The organism is Solimonas sp. K1W22B-7 (genome assembly GCF_003428335.1).
Classification (GTDB): Bacteria; Pseudomonadota; Gammaproteobacteria; order Nevskiales; family Nevskiaceae; genus Solimonas_A.
In genome coordinates this window covers 5083834-5105921 of record NZ_CP031704.1, presented here as the reverse complement: position 1 = coordinate 5105921, position 22088 = coordinate 5083834, and the positions used below count along the sequence as shown (strand labels likewise).

18 protein-coding genes are annotated in these 22088 nt (G+C 70.1%); 7 read left to right on the top strand and 11 right to left on the bottom strand.

Annotated elements, in window-relative coordinates; translation table 11 throughout:
• Positions 1–158 precede the first annotated feature (158 nt).
• Positions 159–1598, top strand: coding sequence for an LVIVD repeat-containing protein (locus D0B54_RS22845; RefSeq protein WP_117294507.1), 1440 nt, complete (start codon positions 159–161; stop codon positions 1596–1598).
• A gap of 21 nt (positions 1599–1619) precedes the next feature.
• Here D0B54_RS22845 and D0B54_RS22840 read toward each other — a convergent pair whose 3' ends face one another.
• Entirely contained in the window at positions 1620–2027 is a 408-nt protein-coding gene (locus D0B54_RS22840; protein WP_117294505.1) for a GFA family protein, read from the bottom strand.
• Between the two features lie 31 nt (positions 2028–2058).
• Positions 2059–2988: a DMT family transporter gene (locus D0B54_RS22835; protein WP_117294504.1), complete on the bottom strand. Its 930-nt coding sequence runs from the start codon at positions 2986–2988 to the stop codon at positions 2059–2061.
• A 156-nt stretch (positions 2989–3144) separates the two neighbouring features.
• Here D0B54_RS22835 and D0B54_RS22830 point away from each other — a divergent pair, with 156 nt between their 5' ends.
• On the top strand, positions 3145–3798 hold the full coding sequence (locus tag D0B54_RS22830; protein ID WP_117294502.1) for a glutathione S-transferase family protein: 654 nt from the start codon (positions 3145–3147) through the stop codon (positions 3796–3798).
• A 27-nt stretch (positions 3799–3825) separates the two neighbouring features.
• On the opposite strand, the gene D0B54_RS22825 is transcribed toward D0B54_RS22830, so the two are convergent.
• Together D0B54_RS22825 and D0B54_RS22820 are read right to left on the bottom strand one after the other, a co-directional pair.
• Positions 3826–4317: a nuclear transport factor 2 family protein gene (locus D0B54_RS22825; RefSeq protein WP_117294500.1), complete on the bottom strand. Its 492-nt coding sequence runs from the start codon at positions 4315–4317 to the stop codon at positions 3826–3828.
• A gap of 84 nt (positions 4318–4401) precedes the next feature.
• Positions 4402–8430 (bottom strand): AAA family ATPase, encoded by a 4029-nt coding sequence (locus tag D0B54_RS22820; protein WP_162932643.1) that lies wholly within the window; start codon positions 8428–8430, stop codon positions 4402–4404.
• Positions 8431–8623: 193 nt separating this feature from the next.
• Between D0B54_RS22820 and D0B54_RS22815 the strand changes: the two genes are divergently transcribed.
• Complete coding sequence (locus D0B54_RS22815; RefSeq protein WP_117294495.1) at positions 8624–9682, top strand: cyclic nucleotide-binding domain-containing protein; 1059 nt, start codon at positions 8624–8626, stop codon at positions 9680–9682.
• 108 nt (positions 9683–9790) lie between these two features.
• Here the strand turns inward: D0B54_RS22815 and D0B54_RS22810 are convergent, their stop codons facing one another.
• Positions 9791–11209 carry a winged helix-turn-helix domain-containing protein gene (locus tag D0B54_RS22810; protein WP_117294493.1) on the bottom strand — a complete coding sequence of 473 codons (1419 nt, stop codon included), beginning with the start codon at positions 11207–11209 and terminating at the stop codon, positions 9791–9793.
• A 1-nt stretch (position 11210) separates the two neighbouring features.
• Positions 11211–11978: an NRDE family protein gene (locus D0B54_RS22805; RefSeq protein WP_117294491.1), complete on the bottom strand. Its 768-nt coding sequence runs from the start codon at positions 11976–11978 to the stop codon at positions 11211–11213.
• A 50-nt stretch (positions 11979–12028) separates the two neighbouring features.
• Here D0B54_RS22805 and D0B54_RS22800 point away from each other — a divergent pair, with 50 nt between their 5' ends.
• Both D0B54_RS22800 and D0B54_RS22795 read left to right on the top strand, forming a co-directional pair.
• The gene (locus tag D0B54_RS22800; protein WP_117294489.1) at positions 12029–12865 is read left to right on the top strand and encodes an EcsC family protein; all 837 of its coding nucleotides are present in this window, start codon (positions 12029–12031) and stop codon (positions 12863–12865) included.
• Between the two features lie 51 nt (positions 12866–12916).
• On the top strand, positions 12917–14233 hold the full coding sequence (locus tag D0B54_RS22795) for an NAD(P)/FAD-dependent oxidoreductase (protein ID WP_117294487.1): 1317 nt from the start codon (positions 12917–12919) through the stop codon (positions 14231–14233).
• A gap of 177 nt (positions 14234–14410) precedes the next feature.
• Here D0B54_RS22795 and D0B54_RS22790 read toward each other — a convergent pair whose 3' ends face one another.
• From D0B54_RS22790 to D0B54_RS22770, 5 genes are all read right to left on the bottom strand, one after another.
• Complete coding sequence (locus D0B54_RS22790) at positions 14411–15274, bottom strand: alpha/beta fold hydrolase (protein WP_162932642.1); 864 nt, start codon at positions 15272–15274, stop codon at positions 14411–14413.
• Entirely contained in the window at positions 15267–16124 is an 858-nt protein-coding gene (locus D0B54_RS22785; protein WP_162932641.1) for an alpha/beta hydrolase family protein, read from the bottom strand. Before D0B54_RS22785 ends, D0B54_RS22790 begins: the two co-directional genes overlap by 8 nt.
• The gene (locus D0B54_RS22780; RefSeq protein ID WP_205527216.1) at positions 16121–16516 is read right to left on the bottom strand and encodes a hypothetical protein; all 396 of its coding nucleotides are present in this window, start codon (positions 16514–16516) and stop codon (positions 16121–16123) included. Before D0B54_RS22780 ends, D0B54_RS22785 begins: the two co-directional genes overlap by 4 nt.
• Entirely contained in the window at positions 16503–16817 is a 315-nt protein-coding gene (locus D0B54_RS22775) for a DUF2834 domain-containing protein (protein ID WP_117294481.1), read from the bottom strand. Before D0B54_RS22775 ends, D0B54_RS22780 begins: the two co-directional genes overlap by 14 nt.
• Before the next feature lie 62 nt (positions 16818–16879).
• Complete coding sequence (locus D0B54_RS22770) at positions 16880–17926, bottom strand: AraC family transcriptional regulator (protein ID WP_117294479.1); 1047 nt, start codon at positions 17924–17926, stop codon at positions 16880–16882.
• Positions 17927–18038: 112 nt separating this feature from the next.
• Here D0B54_RS22770 and D0B54_RS25110 point away from each other — a divergent pair, with 112 nt between their 5' ends.
• Positions 18039–19436: a fatty acid desaturase gene (locus D0B54_RS25110; protein ID WP_117294477.1), complete on the top strand. Its 1398-nt coding sequence runs from the start codon at positions 18039–18041 to the stop codon at positions 19434–19436.
• 54 nt (positions 19437–19490) lie between these two features.
• Entirely contained in the window at positions 19491–22088 is a 2598-nt protein-coding gene (locus D0B54_RS22760) for an efflux RND transporter permease subunit (protein ID WP_117294475.1), read from the top strand.

Sequence of the window (22088 nt, the reverse complement as noted above, 5' to 3'; positions counted from 1 at the left end):
CAGGAAGGAAGGCGGGGGCGGGCATCACTTGTCCCTGCGCGCATTGCTTTGACCCCTGTTCCGGCCGGGACTAGTTTGCGATGAGGCTCCCGGGCCGCCGCCTTGCGCGCGCGGCCCGCAGCAAGAAAGCAGATCCAGCGGTTTCGGGGAGAACTCGCATGCATCGCATCCTGTCGGCCACGGCGGTGGCCTTGTCTTTCGTCGTCGCGGCCTGCGGCAACTCCAGCGTTCCGGTCGGCACCGGGGCCGCGCCGTCGGCGACGCCCAGGGCCGTGTGCGGGCCGGGATCGCGGCCGGAAACGGACCTGCAGGGGCGGGTGACGGGCGAGGACTACGACAGCGGGCGCGCCGCCGCCGGCTTCAGCTGCAATACCGAACTGGTCGGGCAGCACAGCAAGACCGACGCGGCCGTTTCGGTGGCGGGCTTCAAGGTGGAGCGCTATGTCGACGCTGCCGGACATGAGTGCGCCTACTACGACAGCACGCGCCTGTTCCCGGAAAGCGTCCTCGCGGGCGAGCTGGGCGTGAACGTGCTCGACATGTCCAATCCCGCCGAGCCGGTGAGGACCGCGCGGCTGCTCACGCCGGCAATGCTGTCGCCGCACGAGTCGCTGGTGCTGAGCAAGGAGCGCGGCCTGCTGGCGGCGGTGCTGGGCAACATCGTGTTCGGGCCCGGTGTGGTCGACCTCTACGACCTGACTGCCGATTGCCGGAACCCTGTGCTCAAGTCGTCGCTGCCGGTCGGGGTCCTCGGCCACGAAAGCGGCATGGCGCCGGACGGCCGCACCTTCTACTCGGCGTCGAATGCCGCGCCGACGCTGACCGCCGTCGATATCTCCAATCCGGTGCTGCCCCTGCCGCTGGCCATCACCCCGATCTATTCGCACGGCCTGTCGATCAGTGCCGACGGCAACCGCGCCTACGTCGCCGGCGGCAGTACCACGCCCGAGGACTTCATCGGCGGCGGCCAGGACTACCCGGCGCTGATCATCCTCGACGTCTCCGAGGTGCAGGCGCGCAAGCCCTTCCCGAAGATCCGCGAGATCTCGCGCCTGAAGTGGGACAACATCACCATTCCACAGAACGCGATTCCCATCACCATCAAGGGCCACCCCTACCTGGTGGAGGTCGACGAGTTCGCCACCAACGGCAAGAGCAAGCTGCCCGCCGGCAACGGCATCCGTGTCGGTGCGGCGCGCATCATCGACATCGGCGACGAGACGAAACCCAAGGTCATCTCCGACCTGCGCCTGGAGGTGCACCAGCCCGAGAACCGTCCCGTCGTGGCGGACGACCCCGGTGCGCGGCAGTTCGTCGGCGGCTACGCCGGCCACTACTGCAACGTGCCGACGCGCGTCGATCCCAAGATCGTCGCCTGCAGCATGCTCCTCTCGGGACTGCGCGTGTTCGACATCCGCGATCCCTACCACCCGCGCGAAGTGGCCTATTTCAATGCGCCGGTCTCGACGCGACCGGGCTCGGTCAACTCGGCAGTGTCCAGCCCGTCGTTCGTACCGGAGCGCAAGGAGATCTGGTACACCGACCTGACCACCGGCTTCTACGCGGTGCGCGTGACCAACGGCGCCTGGCCGGACTGATCCGGCGGGACGGCCAATCCCTCAGACGGGAAACTTCTCCATCTTCGGAATCGTCTCCAGCGCCTCGTCCCACCCGGCTTTGCTGGAAATGAAGAGGTGAGCGTCGGGCCGGATGCGCACTTCGCCGTCCAGGCTGCCCGCTGGAACCACCAGCAGGGCGCCGTCCATCTGCGTGCCCGGCAGCGCCGAGCCGCAGGTCGAGCAGAAGCTGCGGCTGTGCCGGGTCGAGGGCAGGGTGAACTGCCGGACCTGGCCCTCGCCGGAAATCCAGCTGAGGCGTGCCGTCGAGGAGAACAGGTTGGCGGCATGGGCCGATCCGCTGTCCTTGCGGCAGTATTCGCAATGGCAGAGATAGAAGCGCTGGAAGTCCCCTTCCACTTCGAAGCGGACCGCGCCGCAGAGGCAGGAACCGGAATGTCTGTTGCTCATCTTGGCAGCCTTCGGATGCGGGGCCGGAATTTTACTCGACCGGCTCCGACATGGCCTGCTGCGCCTTGCGCGACTTCAGCGCCACCAGCACGCCGGAGGCGGCGACGATGCCCATGCCGAGGATGCTCATGGCTTCCGGTACGTGCCCGAACACCAGCCAGCCCAGCAGCGCCGCCCAGACCAGCTGCGCATACATCATCGGGGCCAGCACGGACGCCGGCGTATGGCGGTGCGCAGCCGTGAACAGGTAATGCCCCAGTCCGCCCATGGCGCCGGTGCCCAGGAACAGCAGGGCCTGCAGCGGGGTCGGCGGCTCGCCGCCCCAGGACCAGGGCAGGTACGCGCCGAAGACCAGGCTGCCCACCAGCGCGGTGTAGAACAGCATCGGCACGGGGCCTTCGGTGCTCGCCAGGATGCGTGACAGCAACTGGTAGGCCGCCGTCACCGCGACCGCGCACAGTGCCAGCACCGTTCCCAGCGGATCCAGCCCGCCGCCGGGGTGCGCAATCAGCAGGATGCCGCCAAAGCCGGCAACGGCGGCGACCCAGCCGATCATGCCGACGCGTTCGCCCAGGACGGGGCCCGCCAGCAGCACCACCAGCAGCGGCGACAGGAACACGATGGCCGTGGTCTCGGCCACGGGCATGCGCTGCAGCGCCAGGCCCAGCAGCAGCGACGCCGTCGCCAGGCAGGCGCCGCGGGCCAGGACCAGGCCGCGGCGCTGCGTCCGTACCAGTGCCTTGCCGTGGCTGGGCGTGAGCAGGATCACCATCAGCAGGAAATTGCCGATGTAGCGGATCGCCACCACCAGCGGGACGTCGTAGTGGGACACCAGGTACTTCGTGCTGCTGTCCATGCAGGCGAACAGGAACACGCCCAGCATGAACAGCAGCACGCCGCGCAGCGAGTGCGTCGCCGGCTGCCCGCCTGCGGCTTGGGGTTGACTCGGTGAGCTGTCCATCGTCCAGGATCTGTTGACGCTGCCTCGATCACTGCTGACCTGACCGGCATTTCCGGTCAAGCTGCATGGATAGACTACTGCATCGGGATTTGCGTATTGTTGACTGGCTGTAAAAGGCCCAAGGGCCTGCGGTGCAGACAGCCGAGGAGTCTGGCGATGACCATCACCATTACCGCCTTTGAACGGTCGCCCGATGGCGGCAAGGGGCTGGCGCGCGATACGCGCGTTCGCTGGGCGCTTGAAGAAGTGGGCCAGGCCTACGAGGTTCGCCTGGTTTCGTTCCGTGCGATGAAGGAACCCGCGCATCTGGGCCTTCATCCTTTCGGCCAGATTCCAACCTACGAGGAAGGCGATCTCGTCCTGTTCGAGACCGGTGCGATCGTCTTCCATATCGCCGAGCGCCACGCGGGCCTGCTGCCGGACGATGCCAATGCCCGCGCGCGTGCGATCACCTGGATGTTTGCCGCGCTCAATACCGTGGAGCCGCCGATCCTTGACCTTGCAACCGCCAGGGTCCTGGAGGGCGACAAGCCCTGGACCCGGGAGCGCCTGCCCCTGGTCGAGGGTCGCATCCGCAATCGGCTGGGCCAACTGTCTGCCCGCCTGGGCAATGCCGGCTGGCTCGATGCCGCGTTCAGCGCGGGCGACCTGATGATGGTGTCGGTGCTGCTCAGGCTGAAACCATCGGGCATCCTCGGCGAATTTTCCAAGCTGGCGGCCTACGTCGCCCGCGGCGAAGCGCGGCCCGCATACCAGCGGGCTTTCGCCGCCCAGTTGGCGATCAACGCCGGCAAGCCATCCGCCGGCTGACCGGGTTCTGTCCCGGGCTCGACGCCGTCACATCAGCCGGTCGTAGAACCCCGGCGTGCGGTCCACGCGCAGCCGCGTGAGCTTGCGGTAGCAGATCAGCCAGCGGCCATCGACCTTGCGGTAGTGCTCGGTGTAGTGGCCGTAGCCGTGCAGCGATTCCTCGCGCTCGCCGTCCTGCCACCACAGGTGATCCTCCATCGGCCAGATGCCGGTGGCGGTGGTGTCGGAGGTGAGCTCGATCTCCGGCGTGTGCGCGTGATGCGCGGAGGTGATCGGCGTGCGATGTTCCATGAAATGCCGGATCGCCTCCGCCAGCGCCCTGGGGCCGACCACCTTGTTGTGCACACCGCCGGACTGCGGCTGCAAGGCCTGCGGCAGGTCGCCGTAGGTTTCCGACCAGGCATCCTCGGTGTGCACGCTGCCGTACAGGTCCCATTGCTTGAGGTCCATGTAGCGCAGGCGCCGGGCGAAGACGTTCCTGATCTCCTCGATGGCCAGCAGGGCTTCGGTCTCGGTCATGGCGGGTTCCGGTCGATGGGGAGTGCCTCGAGACTGGAACGCCGGCGCTTTTCGCACATCGGCCGGATGAAGGAGAAGGTAGTCCTACGGCGGCGGCAAGGCCCCGATGCGCGCATAGATCGCCGCCGCGGTTGCGCGGCGCTGCACCGCCAGCGCCGTCTGCGGGTCCAGCCAGCGGCCCATCGCTTCCAGCGCCTGTGCCTGCTCGTAGGGCATGTCCAGTGCCTCGGCCTGTGCCAGGGCGCGGCGCCACAGCCTTTCCGCCGGGCCGCGCTTGCCGCGCAGCCAGGACTGGCGCGCCCGTGCCAGCGCCGCGCGCGGGCCGGCGGTGGGGACCAGCCAGGCCATCTGGCGCAGCACGCGTGCCATGCGGCCGCTGCGTTCCAGCAGCGCGGCATGCCGCGCGGGATCGGTCTCGCGCTCGCAGGCGGCGCAGAGTACGGCGGCGACCGCGGCCAGGCCTGGTGCCAGGTAGAAGGTGGAGGGGGGTGCGCGGCGCGCCAGCACCAGGGCCTCGTCCGCGTGGGCCAGCGCGGCCTCGGTTTCGCCGAGGCGCCACTGCGCCTGCGCCATCGCGGACACGCAGAGCATGCGGTCGGCCAGGCTGACTTCCTGCAGGGGCAGGGCGGTGTAGCCCTGCACCAGCGCCGGCAGGCGCGCAGGGCCGTCGCCGCGCAGGGCCGACAGCAGCGTGTCGTAGGACCAGCACCAGGCCTGGATCTGGGCGGGGATCACGGCGCCGGGCGCCTCCAGCACTTCGCGCACGCCGGCCGCGGATTCGTCGTAGCGGCCCTGGGCGAACCAGGCCACCAGGTCGGTCACGCGGATCTGCTGCCAGCGGCCGGTGATGCCGAGGCTGCGATAGAGCGGCGTGCCGGCGTCGTAGGACTCGTGCACCTGCTGCCAGTGGCCGCTGCTGGCGCGGTAGACCATGCGGCCGAGGTGCGAGTAGGCGACGTCGGTGCTGGCGCCGGCGCGGCTGGCGAGCAGCGAGCGCTGGCTGTAGTCGTCGGCCAGGCGCGTCTGGCGCATCGCCATGCAGGCCATCGCCAGGCCGGCGTAGCTGCTGACGCGGACGTAGGTGAAGTCGGTCTTTTCGGCCAGGTTGACCGAGGCCAGGGTCTGGTAAAGCAGCTCGGCCGGCCGGTTGTCGAAGAACGCGGTCTCGACCAGGCGCTGGTGGATATGCGCGGCGCGCGACAGCTGCTGCAGGCGCCGCGCATCGGCCTCGCGCCGCGGCAGGCGTTGCCGGTGCCAGGCCTGGATCGCGGCTTCCTTGAGCAGCAGCCAGCCGCGACGCAGGCCGCCGATGCGTCCGGGGCGGCCCATCAGCTGCAGCGCGCGGTGGTAGTGGTGGACCGAGGGGCCATACTCGAACAGCTCCTGGTGCGCATCGCCGAGGATCGCCTCCCACTCGCCCAGGCGCGCGCTCTCCGGCGTGCCGCTCAGCCGTGCGGCCAGCGCATAGGCACGCTGCACGTGGCGGATCGCCTCGCGATTGGCGTCGCGCGCCAGCGCGTTGCGGGCGGCGTGCTCCAGGTAGTGCAGCGCCTGCGCGATGTCGCCGGCGCTTTCCCAGTGCATCGCCAGCTCGGTTGCGCGCGCGAGCGCTTCGCCCTGCGTCTCGATATGGCGCGCGACGTCGCGGTGCAGCTTGCGCCGCTGCGCGAATGGCAGCAGGTCGTAGACCACGTCGCGCAGCAGCGCGTGCTTGAAGTGGTAGGCCGCGGTCTGCGCGCCATCGTCCTGGCGCAGCAGCCCGGTGTCGCGCAGTTGCTGCAGCGCGGCGTCGACGTCGTGCTCGCCCAGCAGTGCCGCGAGGGTCTGCGGGCTGACCTCGCGGCCGATCACGCTGGCCAGCTTGAGCGCCGCCTGCGCGGAGGGATGCAGGCGGTCGTAGCGGCTGACGATGGTGCCGCGCAGCGTCGTCGGCGCCTCGGCCAGCGCCGCGTCGTCGGCCGGGCTGTCGAGCAGCACGCGGTTGCCGTCCACGCGCAGCACGCCGCTGTCGCGCAGCGCCAGGGTCAGTTCCTCGCAGAAGAAGGGGTTGCCGGCGGTGCGCTGGTACAGCAGCTCCACCAGGGCATGGGGCAGCGCGGAGGCGCCGGCATCCTGCAGGCCCAGGGTGCGCGCCGCCAGTTGTGCCGCGGCGTCGCGCTGCAGGGCTTCCAGGCGCAGTTCGCCGGACTGCTCGCGCAGCAACAGGCGCTGCAGTCCGTCGCCGGCGGCCGCGGCGATGTCGCTGGCGGGCCGGCTGGCGGCAATCACCGGCAGCAGCGGCAGGCGCTGCAGGATCGCCTCCAGCATCGCCAGCGAGGCTTCGTCCCACCAGTGCAGGTCGTCGAGCAGCAGCAGCGCGCCCGGTGCCGGCCCGTCGAGCAGGCGGCTGAGCAGCTCCTGCAGGTTGCGCGCGCGCGCCGCGCCGGTGATCTGCGGCGTCAGCTCGTTGTCCGGAATCTGCAGCGGCAGGATGTCGTTGACCAGCGGCAGCCAGGGCAGCAGGCGCGGCTCGTCCTGCAGCCGGGCCTGCAGTTCCTGCAGCAGCGCCGCAGGGCCCGGCGCGCCGTCGCGCAGCAGGACCTGCTCCAGCACGCGGCGCCAGGGGAAGTACGGCGTGTTCGCTTCCACTGCCATGCCGCCGGTGGAGATCACCTGCAGGCCCTGCGCCGCGGCGCGCGCGGTGCTGTCGGCCAGCAGGCGCGACTTGCCGATACCGGCTTCGCCGATCACCAGCAGCAGGCCGCCATGGCCGCTGCCTGCGGCTTGCAGCGCCTGCCCGACGCGGTGCTGCTCGGCTTCGCGGCCGATCAGTGCGGCCTCGCGCGGCCGCAGCACCGGCGCCTGGCGCCGTTGCGGCCGCAGCGCGGCATCGGCCGCACTGCTCTCGGGCTCGAAGCTCCAGTCGCGCGAGGCGGCGTGGGCGGTGGCGGCGTCGCAGCGCAGGCCGGGGCCAAGCTGCATCAGCCGCGCGGCGCGGTTGACGCTGGCGCCGGCCAGGCTCAGGTGGCGGCGCCGGTGCCCGCCGCTGTCGCCGCAGAACACGCGGCCGCTGGACAGGCCCAGTGCGCAGGCAATGCCCTGCTGGCGCAGCGCCGCCTCGCTGTCCCCGGCGGCGCGCAGCGCGCGCGCGGCGTCGTCGTCGAAGCTGGCCTGGGGCAGGCCCCAGGCGGTGAGGATGCTGATGCCCTTGTCGTCCATCGACAGGCGCTCGATGCGCCCGCCGCTGCGCTGCAGTTCGCGCTGCGTCGTGCTGACCGCCGTCTGCAGCCGTGCCAGGGCGCCGGGCGCCGCCGGATCCAGGCCGGGGAAGCCGATCATCAGCGTGCTGAGCATGCGGAACTCGCCGGGCCAGGGTGCCGCGTCGGCGCGGCTGCGCCCGACCAGCGCCGGTGGCAGGTATTGCTCCATGCCGGGGCCGGCTTCCGGCGGCTCGGCCGCCGCGGGCGGCGGCATCGGCTCCAGCGCCTGCAGGAGCATGTCCGCGCCGGTGTCCAGCTTCTGGCCGCGGGCCAGCGGCGCCAGCAGCGGCCAGCTGTCGGCGCAGACCAGGATGTCGCCCGGCTGGCCGTGACGGTACAGGGCGGCGGCACCTGCCACCGGCGCGCCGGCGACCAGGCCATGCCATTGCTGGCCCAGGCCGACGCCGAACAGGGCCAGCTCGCCGGCGCCGATGGCGATGCGCTGCTTCAGCGCCAGGCCGGTGGCCGTGGCCACCTCGTCGCCGGCCGCGCGCAGCGCCCAGGCCGCCTGCGCGGCGCCCAGCAGCGCCTGCTGCAGGTCTTCGCCGGTCCAGCTGACCACCAGGGCATCGCCGACGAAGTCGACGACGTCGCCACCGTGGTCCAGGGCGGCCTCGGTCATGCGGCCGAACCAGGCATCGAGCACGGCCGCCAGGCGCTCGGCGCCCTCCGGTCCCTGGGCGGCAAAGCGTTCGGTCAGGCGGCTGAAGCCGGCGATGTCGGCCACCAGCACGGCGCCGCGGAAGCGCCGCTGCCGCGGCGAGGCGCCGGCGCAGTCGGCCAGCACGCAGGCCGGCAGGTAGCGGGCCAGCGCCCGCCGGCCCTCGGCGGGATCGGCGGGGCTTGCCGGATGGCGTCCGGCAGGAGCCTGCATTGGCCCGGTTGGCATGAATGACAGTGGCACCGGACAAAGCCCGCCGCCCTGAATCTCCGTAAATGTCTCCTTTGCAGTCAAAGGCTTTGCCGCGTTCAAGTCAACCCGATCCGGGGCCTGGATCACACCCTGGGGTAGGATTGTCGACACCTGAATCCGCTGGCAGCCTGGTTGCCGGCCACGCCTTGAACCCATGAGCAGCGCCGTCACTGCCCTCGATTTCCGCGACATCTACCCGCTGAACCGGTTGAGCCCGGAGGCGCTGGCGCAGTTGTCCGCGGGCCTGCGCCTGCGCGAGGTGGCCGCTGGCACCCGGCTGTTCGGGGTCGGCGAGACCCCGGCCAGCCACTATTACCTGCTGGCCGGCCGGGTCGAACTGCTCGATGCCCACGGCCGCCTGCTGCTGGCGCCGGAAGTGGCGCCCGGCGCGGCCCCGGTGGCGCTGCCGCAGGACGTCCCCAGCGCCCAGGAACTGCGCGTTGCCGCGCCCAGCCGGCTGCTCGAGGTGGACCGCGAACTGCTCAACCAGGTGATGCTGAGCGACCAGCCCGACAGCGCGCACGCGATCGAGCTGGCCTATGCCGACGCGGTGCCCGGCGGCGCCTGGCCCGAGGCCTTCCTGCGCGCGCGCGGCTACGCCGGCATCGGCCGCGACCGCCTGGACCAGCTGTTCCGTGCGCTGCTGCCGGTGCCGGTGCGCGCCGGCGACTGCTTCATCCGCGAGGGCGAGACCGCCGACTGTTTCTATATCGTCGCGGAGGGCAGCTGCGAGGTGACGCGGCGTCTGCCCGACCTGCCGGAGCCGATGCGCGTGGCCGAGTACGGCCCAGGCGCCACGCTGGGCGAGGACGGCCTCCTGGCACAGAGCCCGCGAAATGCCAGCGTGCGCATGCTGACCGACGGCTGCCTGATGCGCCTGTCCGGCGACGATTTCCGCCGCCTGCTGCAGCCGGCGCTGGCGCTGCCGGTGAGCTATGCCGAGGCCCGCGAGATGGCCGGCAGCGGCGCGCGCTGGCTCGACGTGCGCCTGCCCGGCGAGATCGGCGGACGGCGCCTGCCGGAGGCGATCTACATCCCGCACCCGGTGGTGCGCGCGCGCCTGTTCACCGCCGATCCCTCGTACCGCTACATCGTGGTCTGCGACAACCGCCGCGACTCGCCGGTGATCGCCTACATGATGTCGAAGTACGGCTACGACGCGCGGTACCTTGAAGGCGGGTACGACGCGATTCCGGTCGGGGACCTGGCGTAGGGCGATACAAAGACCAGGCAGTCCGCAAATGGACGCAAATACACGCAAGCACCCATTCTTGAATTTGCGTTGATTCGCGTTTATTTGCGGACTGAAATCTTCCCGGCTCTACTGCAGCCGCTGCAACTCCACCGCGATCCGCTGCGTCTGCGGGTGCGTCGCGCCGAAGTAGCGCAGGCTGTCGGCCCGCGCGGATTCCAGGTCGTGCCGCGCCTGCTCGGCCTGGCCGCGGCGCAGCGCCAGCAGCGCGCGCTGCTGCAATGCCAGCAGGCGTACGCGGTGCGTTTCCGGTGCGCTGGTGGCGGTGCGCTGCAGCAGCTGGTCGACGATCTGCTGGGCTTCGTCGAGCCGGCCCTGCAGGCGCCGCAGCAGGCTGACGCTGAGGCGCAGCTCGTGGTAGACCGCGCTGCCCAGGTCGAAGCGCAGGCCCCAGCGGCGGATCACGCTGTCGAGCAACTGCCCGGCCTCGTCCAGCTCGCCGCGCAGCAGCAGCGCCCGCGCCAGCTGCCAGCGCACGGTGCTGGCGCGCTCCTCGTTCTGCGGATACCAGCGCTCGACATCGGCCAGCAGGGCGCGCAGGCGTTCCTCGGCCTGCACCGCATGCTCGCGTTCCAGATCCAGTGCCGCCAGGCCCTGGCGCGCGTCGAGCATCGCGGTGGAGCGGCTGCCGTACCAGGCCTCGGCCTCGATCATCACCTGCCGCAGCAGGCGTTCGGCCTCGTCGTACTGCCCCAGTTCCAGCGACAGGTCGGCCAGCTGCACGCGCAGGTCCAGGGTCAGCGGCGAGGCCTGGGTCTCGATGCGCTTCAGGGCGCGCAGCAGCAGCGCCTGCGCGGTGTCGCGCCGGCCCAGGTTCTGCAGGCCGGCGGCGAGGTTGAGCGAGGTCGGCCCGTAGATCTCGGGGCGGGCGCCGAAGCGTGCCTCGATCATCGCGGCGGCCTGCTCCAGCAGCGCCGGGGTGTCGCCGGCGGCGGCGCCGCGCTGCAGCCAGCCCTCGAGCGCCGCGCCGATCTCCAGCGCATCGCCGGCGCGGATGCGCGCGCCCAGCGAGTCGCCGTAGCGGATCGTGCCGATGGCCTGGCCCAGCACCAGCGACAGCAGCGCACCGGCCGCGGGCGTCGTCGCGGCCTGCGGTGCCGCAGGCGGTTCCGCGGCGGGCGCGGCGGCGGCGGTCACGCGCTGCACCGGCAGACCCAGGCGGTAGCCGATGCCATGCACCGTCAGCACCGTCTCCTGCCGCTCGTCGCCCAGCGCCATGCGCAGCTTGCTGACGCACTTGGCCAGCGCCGAGTCGCTCAGCACGCGGCCGCGCCAGACCGTTTCCAGCAGGGATTCGCGCGTCACCACCTGCTCGCCGTGGCGGGCCAGCATCAGCAGCAGGTCGAAGGGCTTGGACTCCAGCTCCACCGGCCGGCCGCCGACGCGCAGCTCGCGCCGGCCCTCGTCGATCTCGAAGCGCGCGCTGCGCCACACCGCGGCGGTCGGAGCCGCGTCGGGGAGTCGTACCTGTTCCCGCTTGCGAGGCATGTCAGCTCTGCAATGCGATGCGTTCGTCGGTCTCGCCGGACGGAAGGCCGTCGGCGCCGTAGCGGCGCTCGCGGAAGTGCAGCTCCCCTTCCGTGGCCAGCAGCAGGCTGCTGCTGCGCGTGCCGTAGTGCGGCCCGCGGATGAAAGGGGGGGACAGGAAGCGTTCCATCTCCAGGCCGACGCCGGTGTCGGGCAGTTCGCTGTCGTCCGCCGGGCGGGCATCGCCCATCAGCGCGAACAGGCCGTCCTCGTCGGTCTGCTCGCGCGCCACCCAGGTCGACAGGCCGTCACGCAGGCGCCGCAGCTTGGGCCAGGGCGTATCCAGCGTGGCATTGCTCAAGCCATGCACGCCGGGCCGCAGGGTCTCGATGCGGTAGCTCGGCTGGTTGGTCACGTACAGGGCGCTGTCGCGGTCGATCAGCAGCAGGTTGAAGCCGGAAAACAGCGCCGCGCCGCCGGACAGCTGGTCGGCGTATTCGGCACAGCTCAGGCTGCCGCCGACGAAGTCCGACACCAGCACGCCGCGCGAGGGCGCATGCGGGTTGGGCGGGATCATGCGCCGCACGTTGGTCACTGCGGCGATGCGGCCGCCGCGCGAGGCCGCCAGCCAGCTGCCGTGCTGCGACAGGTCGCGCCCCCCGAAAACGCCGGGGGCGTCCGCCCAGAACGCCGCCGGAGCGGTGGGGCGGTGATGGAATTCGTCGCGGTTGGCCGCCAGCACGAGCGGGTAACGCGGATGGGCCTGCCAGGCGAGGGCGATTAAACACATGGCGGCAGAATGTTGTCAGACTGGTCGGGACGTCAACCGGGTGCCGCAACATGACCGAGTACGAACAGCTGCAACTGGAGGCGCTGCGCGCCTGGGAGCAGGAATCGCCGGGCTGGGGCACGCGCCTGCTGGCCAAGCCCGGCGCCTCGGCGGCCACCGCGGTCAAGAGCCTGGTGCCGGTATCGGCATTGCGCGCCGCCCTGCACGGGCTCAACGACGTCGCCTTCCGCTATTCCGGCCGCGACGCCCTGCTCAAGACCGCCGGGGTCGATGCGCCGCAGCAGTTGCGCGAACTGCCGCTGGAGGTTTGTGACCAGCTGTCCCGGCAGGTCGAGCGTCGCGCGATGGCGATCGCCGGTGCCGGCGGCGCGGTGTTCGGCATCGCCGGGGCTGCCGGCATGGTGGTGGACGTGCCGGCCCTGCTGGGCATGGCGCTGCGCACCATCCATCGCACCGCCATGTGCTACGGCGAGGAGGGGCTGCAGGCGCACAAGTCCCTGGCCATCGGCATCTTCGCCCTGGCCTCGGCCAATTCCCGGGATGAAAAAGACGCCGCGCTGGCGGCGCTGCGCACCCGCGGTGACCTGCTGGACGCGGCCTGGCGCGACGGCGTGGAGCGGGTCGCCGAACGCGAGATGGCCAAGGAAGCGGCGGTGTTCAGCATGCAGACCCTGGCCAGCCGCATCGGCGTGCAACTGGGACGGCGCAAGATCATGGGCGTGGTGCCGGTGCTGGGCGCGGCGGTCGGCGCGTCCATGAACGCCTGGTACATCCATGACATCTCGGGGGTCGCCCGCTACGTCTTCCAGGAGCGCTGGCTGCACGCCAAGTATCCGAAAAACAAGGCTTTATCCTCGCCGTTCAAGGCCTTGTCCGCGCCCGGCTGAAAGCCTGTGATAATCTTTGCCGCAGTGCAACATTACCACTAGAAAGACTTCATGAGTTCGACCCCCGACCAGCATCACGTCGTCATCGTCGGCGGCGGTTTCGCCGGCCTGCATGCGGCGAAGCGCCTGGGCCAGCGCGGCTACCGCGTGACCCTGCTCGACAAGCGCAACTTCCAGCTGTTCCAGCCGCTGCTGTACCAGGTGGCGACCGGCTCGCTGTCCACCGGCGACATCGCCATCCCGCAGCGCGTAGTGCTGCGCAAGTACCCCAAGGTGCGCTGCCTGGCGACCACCGCCTTCGACGTGGATCCGCAGGCGCGGCTGCTGAAGCACGAGTTCGGCGAACTGAAGTACGACACGCTGATCGTCGCCACCGGCGTCAAGCATCACTACTTCGGCCGCGAGGAATGGCGCGAGTTCGCGCCCGGCCTGAAGACGCTGGAGCACGCGCTGGAAATGCGCCGCAAGATCTTCAGCGCCTTCGAGCGCGCCGAGCTGACCGAGGACGAGGCGCTGCGCCGCGAGCTGCTGAACTTCGTGGTGGTCGGTGCCGGTCCCACCGGCGTGGAACTGGCCGGCGCCATCGGCGAGCTGGCGCACAAGACCATGCGCCGCGACTTCCGTGGCGTCGATCCGGCGCAGGCGCGCATCCTGCTGATCGAGGGCGCCAAGGACGTGCTGCCGGTCTACGACGAGTCGCTGCGCAAGGCGGCTCGCAAGCACCTGGAGCAGCTCGGCGTGACGGTGATGACCGAGACCATGGTCGAGGACATCGGCGCCGACTACGTGCGCACCAAGAAGGGTGAGACGCGCGAGACGATCAAGACCCACACCATCCTCTGGGCGGCCGGCGTGCGCGCCTCGCTGTTCGGTGAAATCCTGGCGCAGCGCACCGGCGTGCAACTGGACCGCGGCGGCCGCGTGCAGGTCCAGCCGGACTGTTCGCTGACGGGGCATCCGGAAATCTTCGTGGTGGGCGACCTCGGCCGCCTCACCGACGCCACCGGCCGCGAAGTGCCGGGCCTGGCCCCCGCCGCGATGCAGCAGGGCCGCTACGTCGCCGACCTGCTGCACTCCCGAGTCACCGGCGCCAAGCCGCCCAAGCCCTTCAAGTACCTGGACCGCGGCACGATGGCCGTGATCGGCATGAACAAGGCGGTGGGTGACCTGAAGTTCATGAAGGTCACCGGCCTGTTCGCCTGGCTGGCCTGGGCCTTCGTCCACATCGCGGCGCTGGTCGATGGTGCGCAGCGGCTGCGGGTGTTCGTGCAGTGGACCTGGAAGTACTTCACGCGGCACATCGGCGATCGGCTGGTGACGGGGGCTCCGACGCAGACGCGGAAGTTACGGGCGGAGCGTTCTGAATAAGGGGATTGCCTTGGGCAATTGTTCCCTTGCCAGGATCGTAGGAGCGAGCTTGCTCGCGATCTGGGGGTTGATCCGACTGTAGGGCGCGCACTGCGCACCATTGAAGCGATTGCCGAGCTGCCCTGCGTGCGCGATGCGCACCCTACGCCGCTCCACGTTGCGTGGATCTGCGTCGCCTCAACCCGACAGGAATTCCAGCACGGCTTTCGCCACTTCGCCCGGCTTCTCCTCCTGCGGCAACAATTTCGCGCGCGGAATCGTCACCATCCGCGCGTCGCGGAACTGCGGCAGCATCGCCCTGGCTCGCGGCAGCGGGAAGGTCGGGTCGTCTTCGCCCCAGAGCAGCAGCACCGGTTCATGGAATTCGGCGTGGCGCGTGGCGAAGGCATCCACGGTCGGCCAGTTGGCGCCGATCAGGTAGTCGCGCAAGCCCTCGATGCGCCGCGGCTCGCTGACGCAGGGCGCGATGAACTCGCGGTGGAAGTCGCCGTCGATCAGGTCGAGATCGTCGAAGCAGCCGCCGAAGGCCATGGCCGAGCGCTGGAAGGCGCGCGACTTCAGCAGCAGGCGGAACACCGCCGGCGTGAACGGCAGGCGCATCAGGTATTGGTACTCGACGATCCACGGTGGACGGTGGCCGGGAATCTCGGTGTTGATCATCACCTGGCGCCGTGCCCGCGCGGGGTCCATCAGCGCCAGGCAGCGCGTGATGGTGGCGCCGGTGTCCTGCGACAGCAGGTCGTAGCGCTGCAGGCCGAGATGATCCACCAGCGCCTTCAGGCGCCGTGCGTGGCCTTCGAAGCTGAAGTCGGTTTTCTCGTCCCAGACCGAGCCGCCGAGGCCGGCGAGGTCGATGATGTGGCAGCGGTGGCGCTCGGCCAGCGCGGGCAGGACCTTGCGCCAGGTGTAGCCCGACAGGGGAAAGCCGTGCACCAGCAGCAGGTCGGGGCCGGTGCCGTGGCAGCGGTAGGGCAGGGTGGCGTCGGCCAGGCGCAGGTCCTGTACCGGCAGCGAGCGATAAAGCGTGTCGTGGTCAGGCACGGGCGCGTTCCTGTTGGTTGGGGGATTGTTGCGCCAGCCAGTCGGCGGTGGCGCGCCAGAGGGTGTCGCGATGTGCTTCGCGGAAGTAGCCGAAGTGGCCGACGCTGCCCTGCGCTTCGCTGCCGCGGCGCGTGATCGCGGCGGCGGGGTAGTGGCGCAGCAGCGCTTCGGAGGCTGCTTTCGGCGCGTAGGTGTCGTCGGCGAAGTTCCAGGCCAGGATCGGCGCGCGGACCTGCGCGTAGCCGGACAGGTCCAGGCCATGCTCCGGCGAGAACAGGTAGTCGTGCGAACGTGCCCAGCGCGCCCAGCCGGCGGCGGCGCCCGAGGGCAGCACCGGGCCCTTGCCGAGACCGAGCTTCGACTGCGCCACGCTGTCGCGGCCGCGCGTGAACCAGGGCACCAGGCCGTACCACAGCAGGGCCAGCGCCGGGCGCTGGCTCCAGGGGTAGTAGCGCAGGTTGGGCGCGGTGCCGGCGACGAACACGGCGCCGCTCAAGTGCTGGCTGGAGGGCGCCAGGCCGGGCAACTGGCAGCCGATGCTGTGGCCGACCAGGAAGTGATACGGATTGATCGAGCGCGCGTGCCGCAGCAACGCTTCCAGGTCCTGCCGGCCCCAGTCGGCGAGATCGATCGGGCCGCCTTTGGCGGAATCGCCGAAGCCGCGGTTGTCGAAGCTGATGACGTGATAGCCCAGGCTGGCAAGCCAGGCGGCATGGGCCGCATAGAAGCCCTGCGGCACGCCCAGCGCGGCCGAGATCACGACTGCGCCGGCCTCGCCGCCGGCGTACTCGCGCGCCGCCAGCAGGGTGCCGTCGGCGCAGCGCAGCTGCAGCGGGGTTGCCTTGATCAAGCAGTGTCTCCTTGAGGGGCCCAGGCGCGCAGGGCCAGCGCGGCGAGCAACAGCAGTGTAGCGGCGAGATCGGCGAGCGCGATGCGTCGCAGCGGTGCCGCCAGTTCGGGCGACTGCGCGGCGAGCAGCAGGAAGCCGCCCATGCTGGCCAGCGCGGCGATGATCGCCGGTATCTGCAGTTCGCGGCGGAAGGCACCGGCGAACAGCAGCGCGGCGAGCAGGCCGAACAGCAGGGCGCGGTGGCGCAGCAGCAGTTCCAGCGCCGGCTCGCGTACCGGGATGCCGTACAGCGCCTCGAGCCGGGCGGACGACAGCAGCCCGGCCAGCGGCGGCAGGTGAATCAGCCCTGCCGCCACCAGCGCGAGCGGGACCAGGGCTTCAGGCCAGCGCATGCCGTTCCTTGGCGCCGCTGAACTGGCCGACCAGCAGGTAGGCCAGCAGGCCGAAGGAGCCCAGCGCCACGGTCATCAGGATGTAGGGCCAGGCCTGGCGGCCATTGCGGCGGGCGTCGCCGACCATCCAGATGACACCGACCAGGCAGGCCACGACCAGATCGGCCAGTACCTGCCAGCCGGCGGTGGTCTGGAACTGGTAGAGGAACAGGCCGACATAGCCGTGCTCGGCGAGCGCGATCAGGCTCAGTACGCCGAAGGCGGCGAACACGGCCATCAGCAGGACGGTGTTGAGGTTCATCTGCAGTCTCCTTGGACAGGCTTGGGAGGCTGCAGCTTCGGGCCGCGGCGGCGGCGTCTCAATTACCGCGCAGGTAATGAGTCCGTCTTGCCGGCCAGCCCGGCGCGATAGTCGCGCGGGCTGCAGCCGGCGCGGCTGCGGAAGGCGCGGGTGAAGTTGGCGGTGTCGCGGAAGCCCAGCGAATAGGCGATCTCGGTGATGCTGAGCGTGCCGGCGGCGAGCCGCTCGCAGGCCAGTTCGTGCTGGATGCGCCCGGCCAGCTCGCGGTAGCTGGTGCCCTCGCGCTCGAGATAGCGGTTCAGCGTGCGCGTGGACAGGTTGAGCGCGCCGGCCAGTTCCGCCAGCGAGGGCACGCCGTCGCCGACCTCGCGCAGCGTCATCGCCACCCAGTCGGCGAACTGGCGCACGCCCGCGACCTGCCGCGCCAGTTCACGGCAGCGTTCTTCCGCCACCTTGAGCGCGTTGGTGTCCGCCGTGGACATGGAAAAGCTGCGGAAGTCGCAGTTGAACAGCAGCCGCACGCTGGGGCCGCGGTCGACACCGAAGAAGCACTGCACGTCGCGCAGCCGGGTGTAGCGCTGCAGGTGCGGCGGCTCGGCGATCGACAGGTAGATGCGGCAGGGCGGGCGCGAGCCGACCATGTCCTGCACGTCGCGCAGCGCCGCCATCGCGATGGTTTCCAGATGGAAGGACAGGCACTGGTGGCCCATCGCCACCGTCGGCGTGAACAGCAGCTCGCCGTGATCCGGCCCGCTGGCGTAGCGCATGCGGAAGCTCGGCATCACCAGGCGGAAGTAGCGCGCCACGAAATGCAGGGCGTGCTCCGCCGTCGGACTGCTGAGCATGCCGAAGCCGACGATGCTGTGCGCGCTGACCGTGAGCAGCTTGCCCAGCTCGAAGCCGAGATCGCTGCGGCCGTAGGCCTGCACCGCACGCGCGATCAGCTGTTCGACCTGCGAGAAATACAGCGTGGCATCGGGCTCCTCCAGCGCCGCCAGCGGCAGCGACAGTCCGCGCAGCAGGTCGCGCATGTCGATGCCCTGGCGCCCGAGCACCTCCTGGAGGCGCATGTAGTAGCGCGCCGGCACCCGCAATTCCTGCTTCGCCATGGTTCCGTAGTAGAAAGGGTCTGTCTCATTATGACAACAACATGGCGTAAAAAGACAAGAACAGGGGGTGGGTGGGGCGCAGCATGCACGCCGTCTGGAGGAAGTCATAAAAATGAATACCCTGCGATCGACGATGGGAGAAACCGGCGCCTGGCGCGACGGCAAGCGCTGGTGGTGGCTGCTGAGCCCGGCGCTGCCGCTGCTCGGCGTGGCCTCGGTGCTGGGCGTGCTGCTGGGCGGCAGCGGCCTGCTGCTGTGGCTGATGCCGCTGGTGTTCTACGGCCTGGTGCCGCTGCTGGACTGGGTCATCGGCACCGACCCGGTCAATGCGCCCGAGTCGGCGGTCGGCGCGCTGGAACAGGACCGCTACTACCGCCGCATCGTCTACGCCTACATCCCCAGCCAGTACGCCGCGACGATCCTCGGGGCCTGGCTCGCGGTCCACGGCGGCCTGGCCTGGTGGGAGCTGCTGGGCCTGGTGGTCACCGCCGGCATGGCCAACGGCGTCGGCATCAACACCGCGCACGAACTCGGGCACAAGACCCATGCGCTGGAGCGCTGGCTGGCGAAGTTCACGCTGGCGCCGGTGGCCTACGGCCACTTCTGCATCGAGCACAACAAGGGCCACCACAAGAACGTGGCCACGGCAGAGGATCCGGCCAGCGCGCGCATGGGCGAGAGCTTCTGGGCCTTCCTGCCGCGCACCGTGATCGGCAGCATCCGCTCGGCCTGGCGCATCGAGGCGGCGCGCCTGCAGCGCAGCGGCCAGCGTGCCTGGTCGGCCGGCAACGAGAACCTGCAGGCCTGGGGCATGACGGTGGTCCTGTTCGGAGCGATCACCGCCTGGCTGGGCCCCTGGGCCCTGCTGTTCCTGCTGGTACAGGCCGCCTACGGCGCCGCGCTGCTCGAAGTGGTGAACTACCTGGAGCACTACGGCCTGCTGCGCCTGCGTGATGCCAACGGCCGGGTGGAGCGCTGCCAGCCGCGCCATTCCTGGAACAGCAACCACGTCATGACCAACCTGCTGCTGTACCAGCTGCAGCGGCATTCCGACCATCACGCCAATCCCACGCGGCGCTACCAGGCCCTGCGGCATTTCGAGGACAGTCCGCAGCTGCCCTCCGGGTATGCCTCGATGGTGCTGGTGGCCTACTTCCCGCCGCTGTGGTTCCGCCTGATGGATCCCCGCGTCGTCGCCCACCATCGCGGTGACCTGACGCGCGCCAACCTGCAGCCTTCACGGCGCTGGCAGCTGCTGGCGAAGTGGATGGGGCGCGCCGTCGCGGACCGCGACCGTGGCCCGCCGATCCTCGGCGCCAGCGGCGCGTCCCCGCAGGCCGTGGTGACGGCGGCGCGGCACCAGTGCCCCAACTGCAGCTTCATCTACGACGACACGCTCGGCTATCCGCCGGAAGGCTTCCCGCCGGGCACGCCCTGGGCGCGGCTGCCCCAGGACTGGAGTTGTCCGCATTGCGCGGTGCGCGACAAGCAGGATTTCGCAGCGCTCTGAGCGCGCCCGGGCGGCGCCACGCGACTGCCCACCGACCATCATCGAGGGAACCCCATGCACGATTCACGTAGCGCATTCGCGCAGGCCTTCGTCCGCCTGACCGAACCGCTGATCTTCAGCCGCCGCCGCCTGACGCTGGCGGTGCTGGCGATCATCACCGTGTTCCTCGGCTGGCAGGCGACGCACCTGCGCGTCGAGACCGGCTTCGACAAGCAGTTGCCGCTGGGGCACCCCTACATCGGCGTCTACAAGCAGTACCAGAAGGAATTCGGCGGCGCCAACGTCACGCTGGTGGCGCTGCGGCAGAAGCAAGGCGACATCTACAACGCCGCCTTCATGCGCACGCTGCGCGCGCTGACCGACGCGGTGTATTTCACGCCGGGCATGGACCGCGCCCGCGTCAGTTCGATCTTCACGCCCGACGTGCGCTACCTCGAGGTGGTGGAAGGCGGCTTCGCCGGCGGCAACGTCGTGCCGGCGGATTTCCAGCCGAGCGCCGAGGCGCTGCAGCGCGTGCGCGGCAACGTCGACAAGGCCGGCATCGTCGGGCGCCTGGTGGCCAACGACCATGGCGGCGCCATGGTGTTCTCCGAGCTGCTGGAACGAGATCCCGTCACGGGCGTGAAGCTCGACTACATCGACACCGCCCACCGGCTGGAGGAGGTGCGCGGCCGCTTCACCAGCCCCAAGCTCTACGAGTACCGCCTGAAGCACGACGCGCCGCCGCTGAAGGCCGGCGAGCTGCTGCGTACGGCCTACGCCGATCCGCGCGGCCTGACGTTCGCGCTGCGCAAGGTCGATGCCGTGCCGGGCGAGTCCGGCGAGACGCGGAGCTTCCGAGGCTACCAGCTGGAGGTGAAGGAACTCGCCAACCCGGACTACAACCCGGGCATCGAGGTGCACATCATCGGCTTCACCAAGGCGGTGGGCGACATCGCCGACAGCGCCATCGAGGTATTCAGTTTCTTCGGCCTGACCGTGCTGCTGGTGTGGCTGCTGCTGTGGCGCTACTGCGGCTCGCCGCAGGTGGCGCTGCTGCCGCTGGCCTGCGGCGTGCTGGCGGTGATCTGGGAGCTGGGCCTGCTGCACATGGTCGGCCTGGCGCTGGACCCCTTCGCGGTGCTGATGCCCTTCATCGTGCTGGCGATCAGCACCTCGCACGGCATCCAGATCACCAGCTTCTGGCTCAACGAGGTCGCCGACAACGGCCTGCCGCCACTGGAAGCGGCGAAGGCAACCTATCGCCGCCTGGTCATTCCCGGCCTTTCGGCGCTGGCGACGAACTTCATCGGCTTCGGCACCATCCTGCTGATCCCGATCGACATCATCCGCGAGATGGCGATCAACGCCATGCTCGGCCTGATGGCGATCGTGCTGTGCAAGAAGATGCTGCTGCCCTGCCTGCTGACCTTCGCCTCGATCAAGGACCCGGTGAAGTTCCGTGAGCACCAGCAGCGGCGCGACCGCCAGTTCGCACCGGTCTGGCGTCTGCTGGCCAGCCTGACCCAGCGCCCGGTTGCGGCGGCGGTGCTGGTGCTTGCGGCGGCGCTGTGGGGCTGGGGCGAGTGGGTGGCGCGCGATCTCAAGATCGGCGAGCTGCACGCCGGCGTGCCGGAGCTGCGCCCGGATTCGCGCTACAACCTGGACTCGGCGGCGGTGGTGCGCGACTTCTCCATCGGCGTCGACGTGCTCAAGGTGGTGGCCGAGGGCAAGACCGACGGCTGCATCGACCATGCCATCGTGTCGCTGATGGACCGTTTCGCCTGGCGCATGGAGAACACGCCGGGCGTGCAGTCGACGCTGTCCCTGCCCAAGCTGCAGCAGAAGGTGTTCAACAGCTACAGCGAGTCGAACCCCAAGTTCAACACGCTGCCGCGCGAAAGCGGCGCCCTGGTGATCACGGTGCAGCCCTTCCCCAGCTCCACCGGCCTGCTCAACGAGGATTGCAGCGCCATGCCGGTGCTGGTCTTCACCCGCGACCACAAGGCCGAGACCATCGACGGCATCGTCGCCGCGGTGGACAAGTTCATCGCCGAGCTGCCGCCGGACGCGCCGGTGAAATTCCGCCTGGCCACCGGCAACGTCGGCGTGATGGCCGCCGCCAACGACGTCATCAAGGACACCGAGTTCTCGGTGCTGCTGTGGCTGTTCGTCGGCATCGGCGTCTGCGTGCTGGCTTCGTTCCGCAGCCTCGCCGGCCTGGTCTGCGTGCTGGTGCCGCTGGCGCTGGTGCACGTGGCGTCCTACGCCGTGATGGTCTACCTGCAGATCGGCATCAAGATCTCCAACCTCGCGGTCGCGGCCTTCGCCGCCGGCATCGGCGTCGACTACGGCATCTACATCTACAGCGTGCTCGAGGAGAACGTGCTGCAGAAGCGCATGTCGCTGCGGCAGGCCTACGAGAACACGCTGCACCAGACCGGCAAGGCGGTGATCTTCACCGCGCTGACGCTGGCGGCGACGGTCTGCACCTGGCTGTTCTCGGGCCTGCAGTTCCAGGTCGACATGGGAATCCTGCTGACCATGATGTTCGTCGCCAATGCCGTGGCAGCCGTGGTGCTGCTGCCGGCTTTCGCCGCCTTCCTGCTGCGCCCTGCCTCCGAAGACGCCGCCGTGCCGCAGGCGGCTGCCGCCGGATCGACCGCGGCCTGA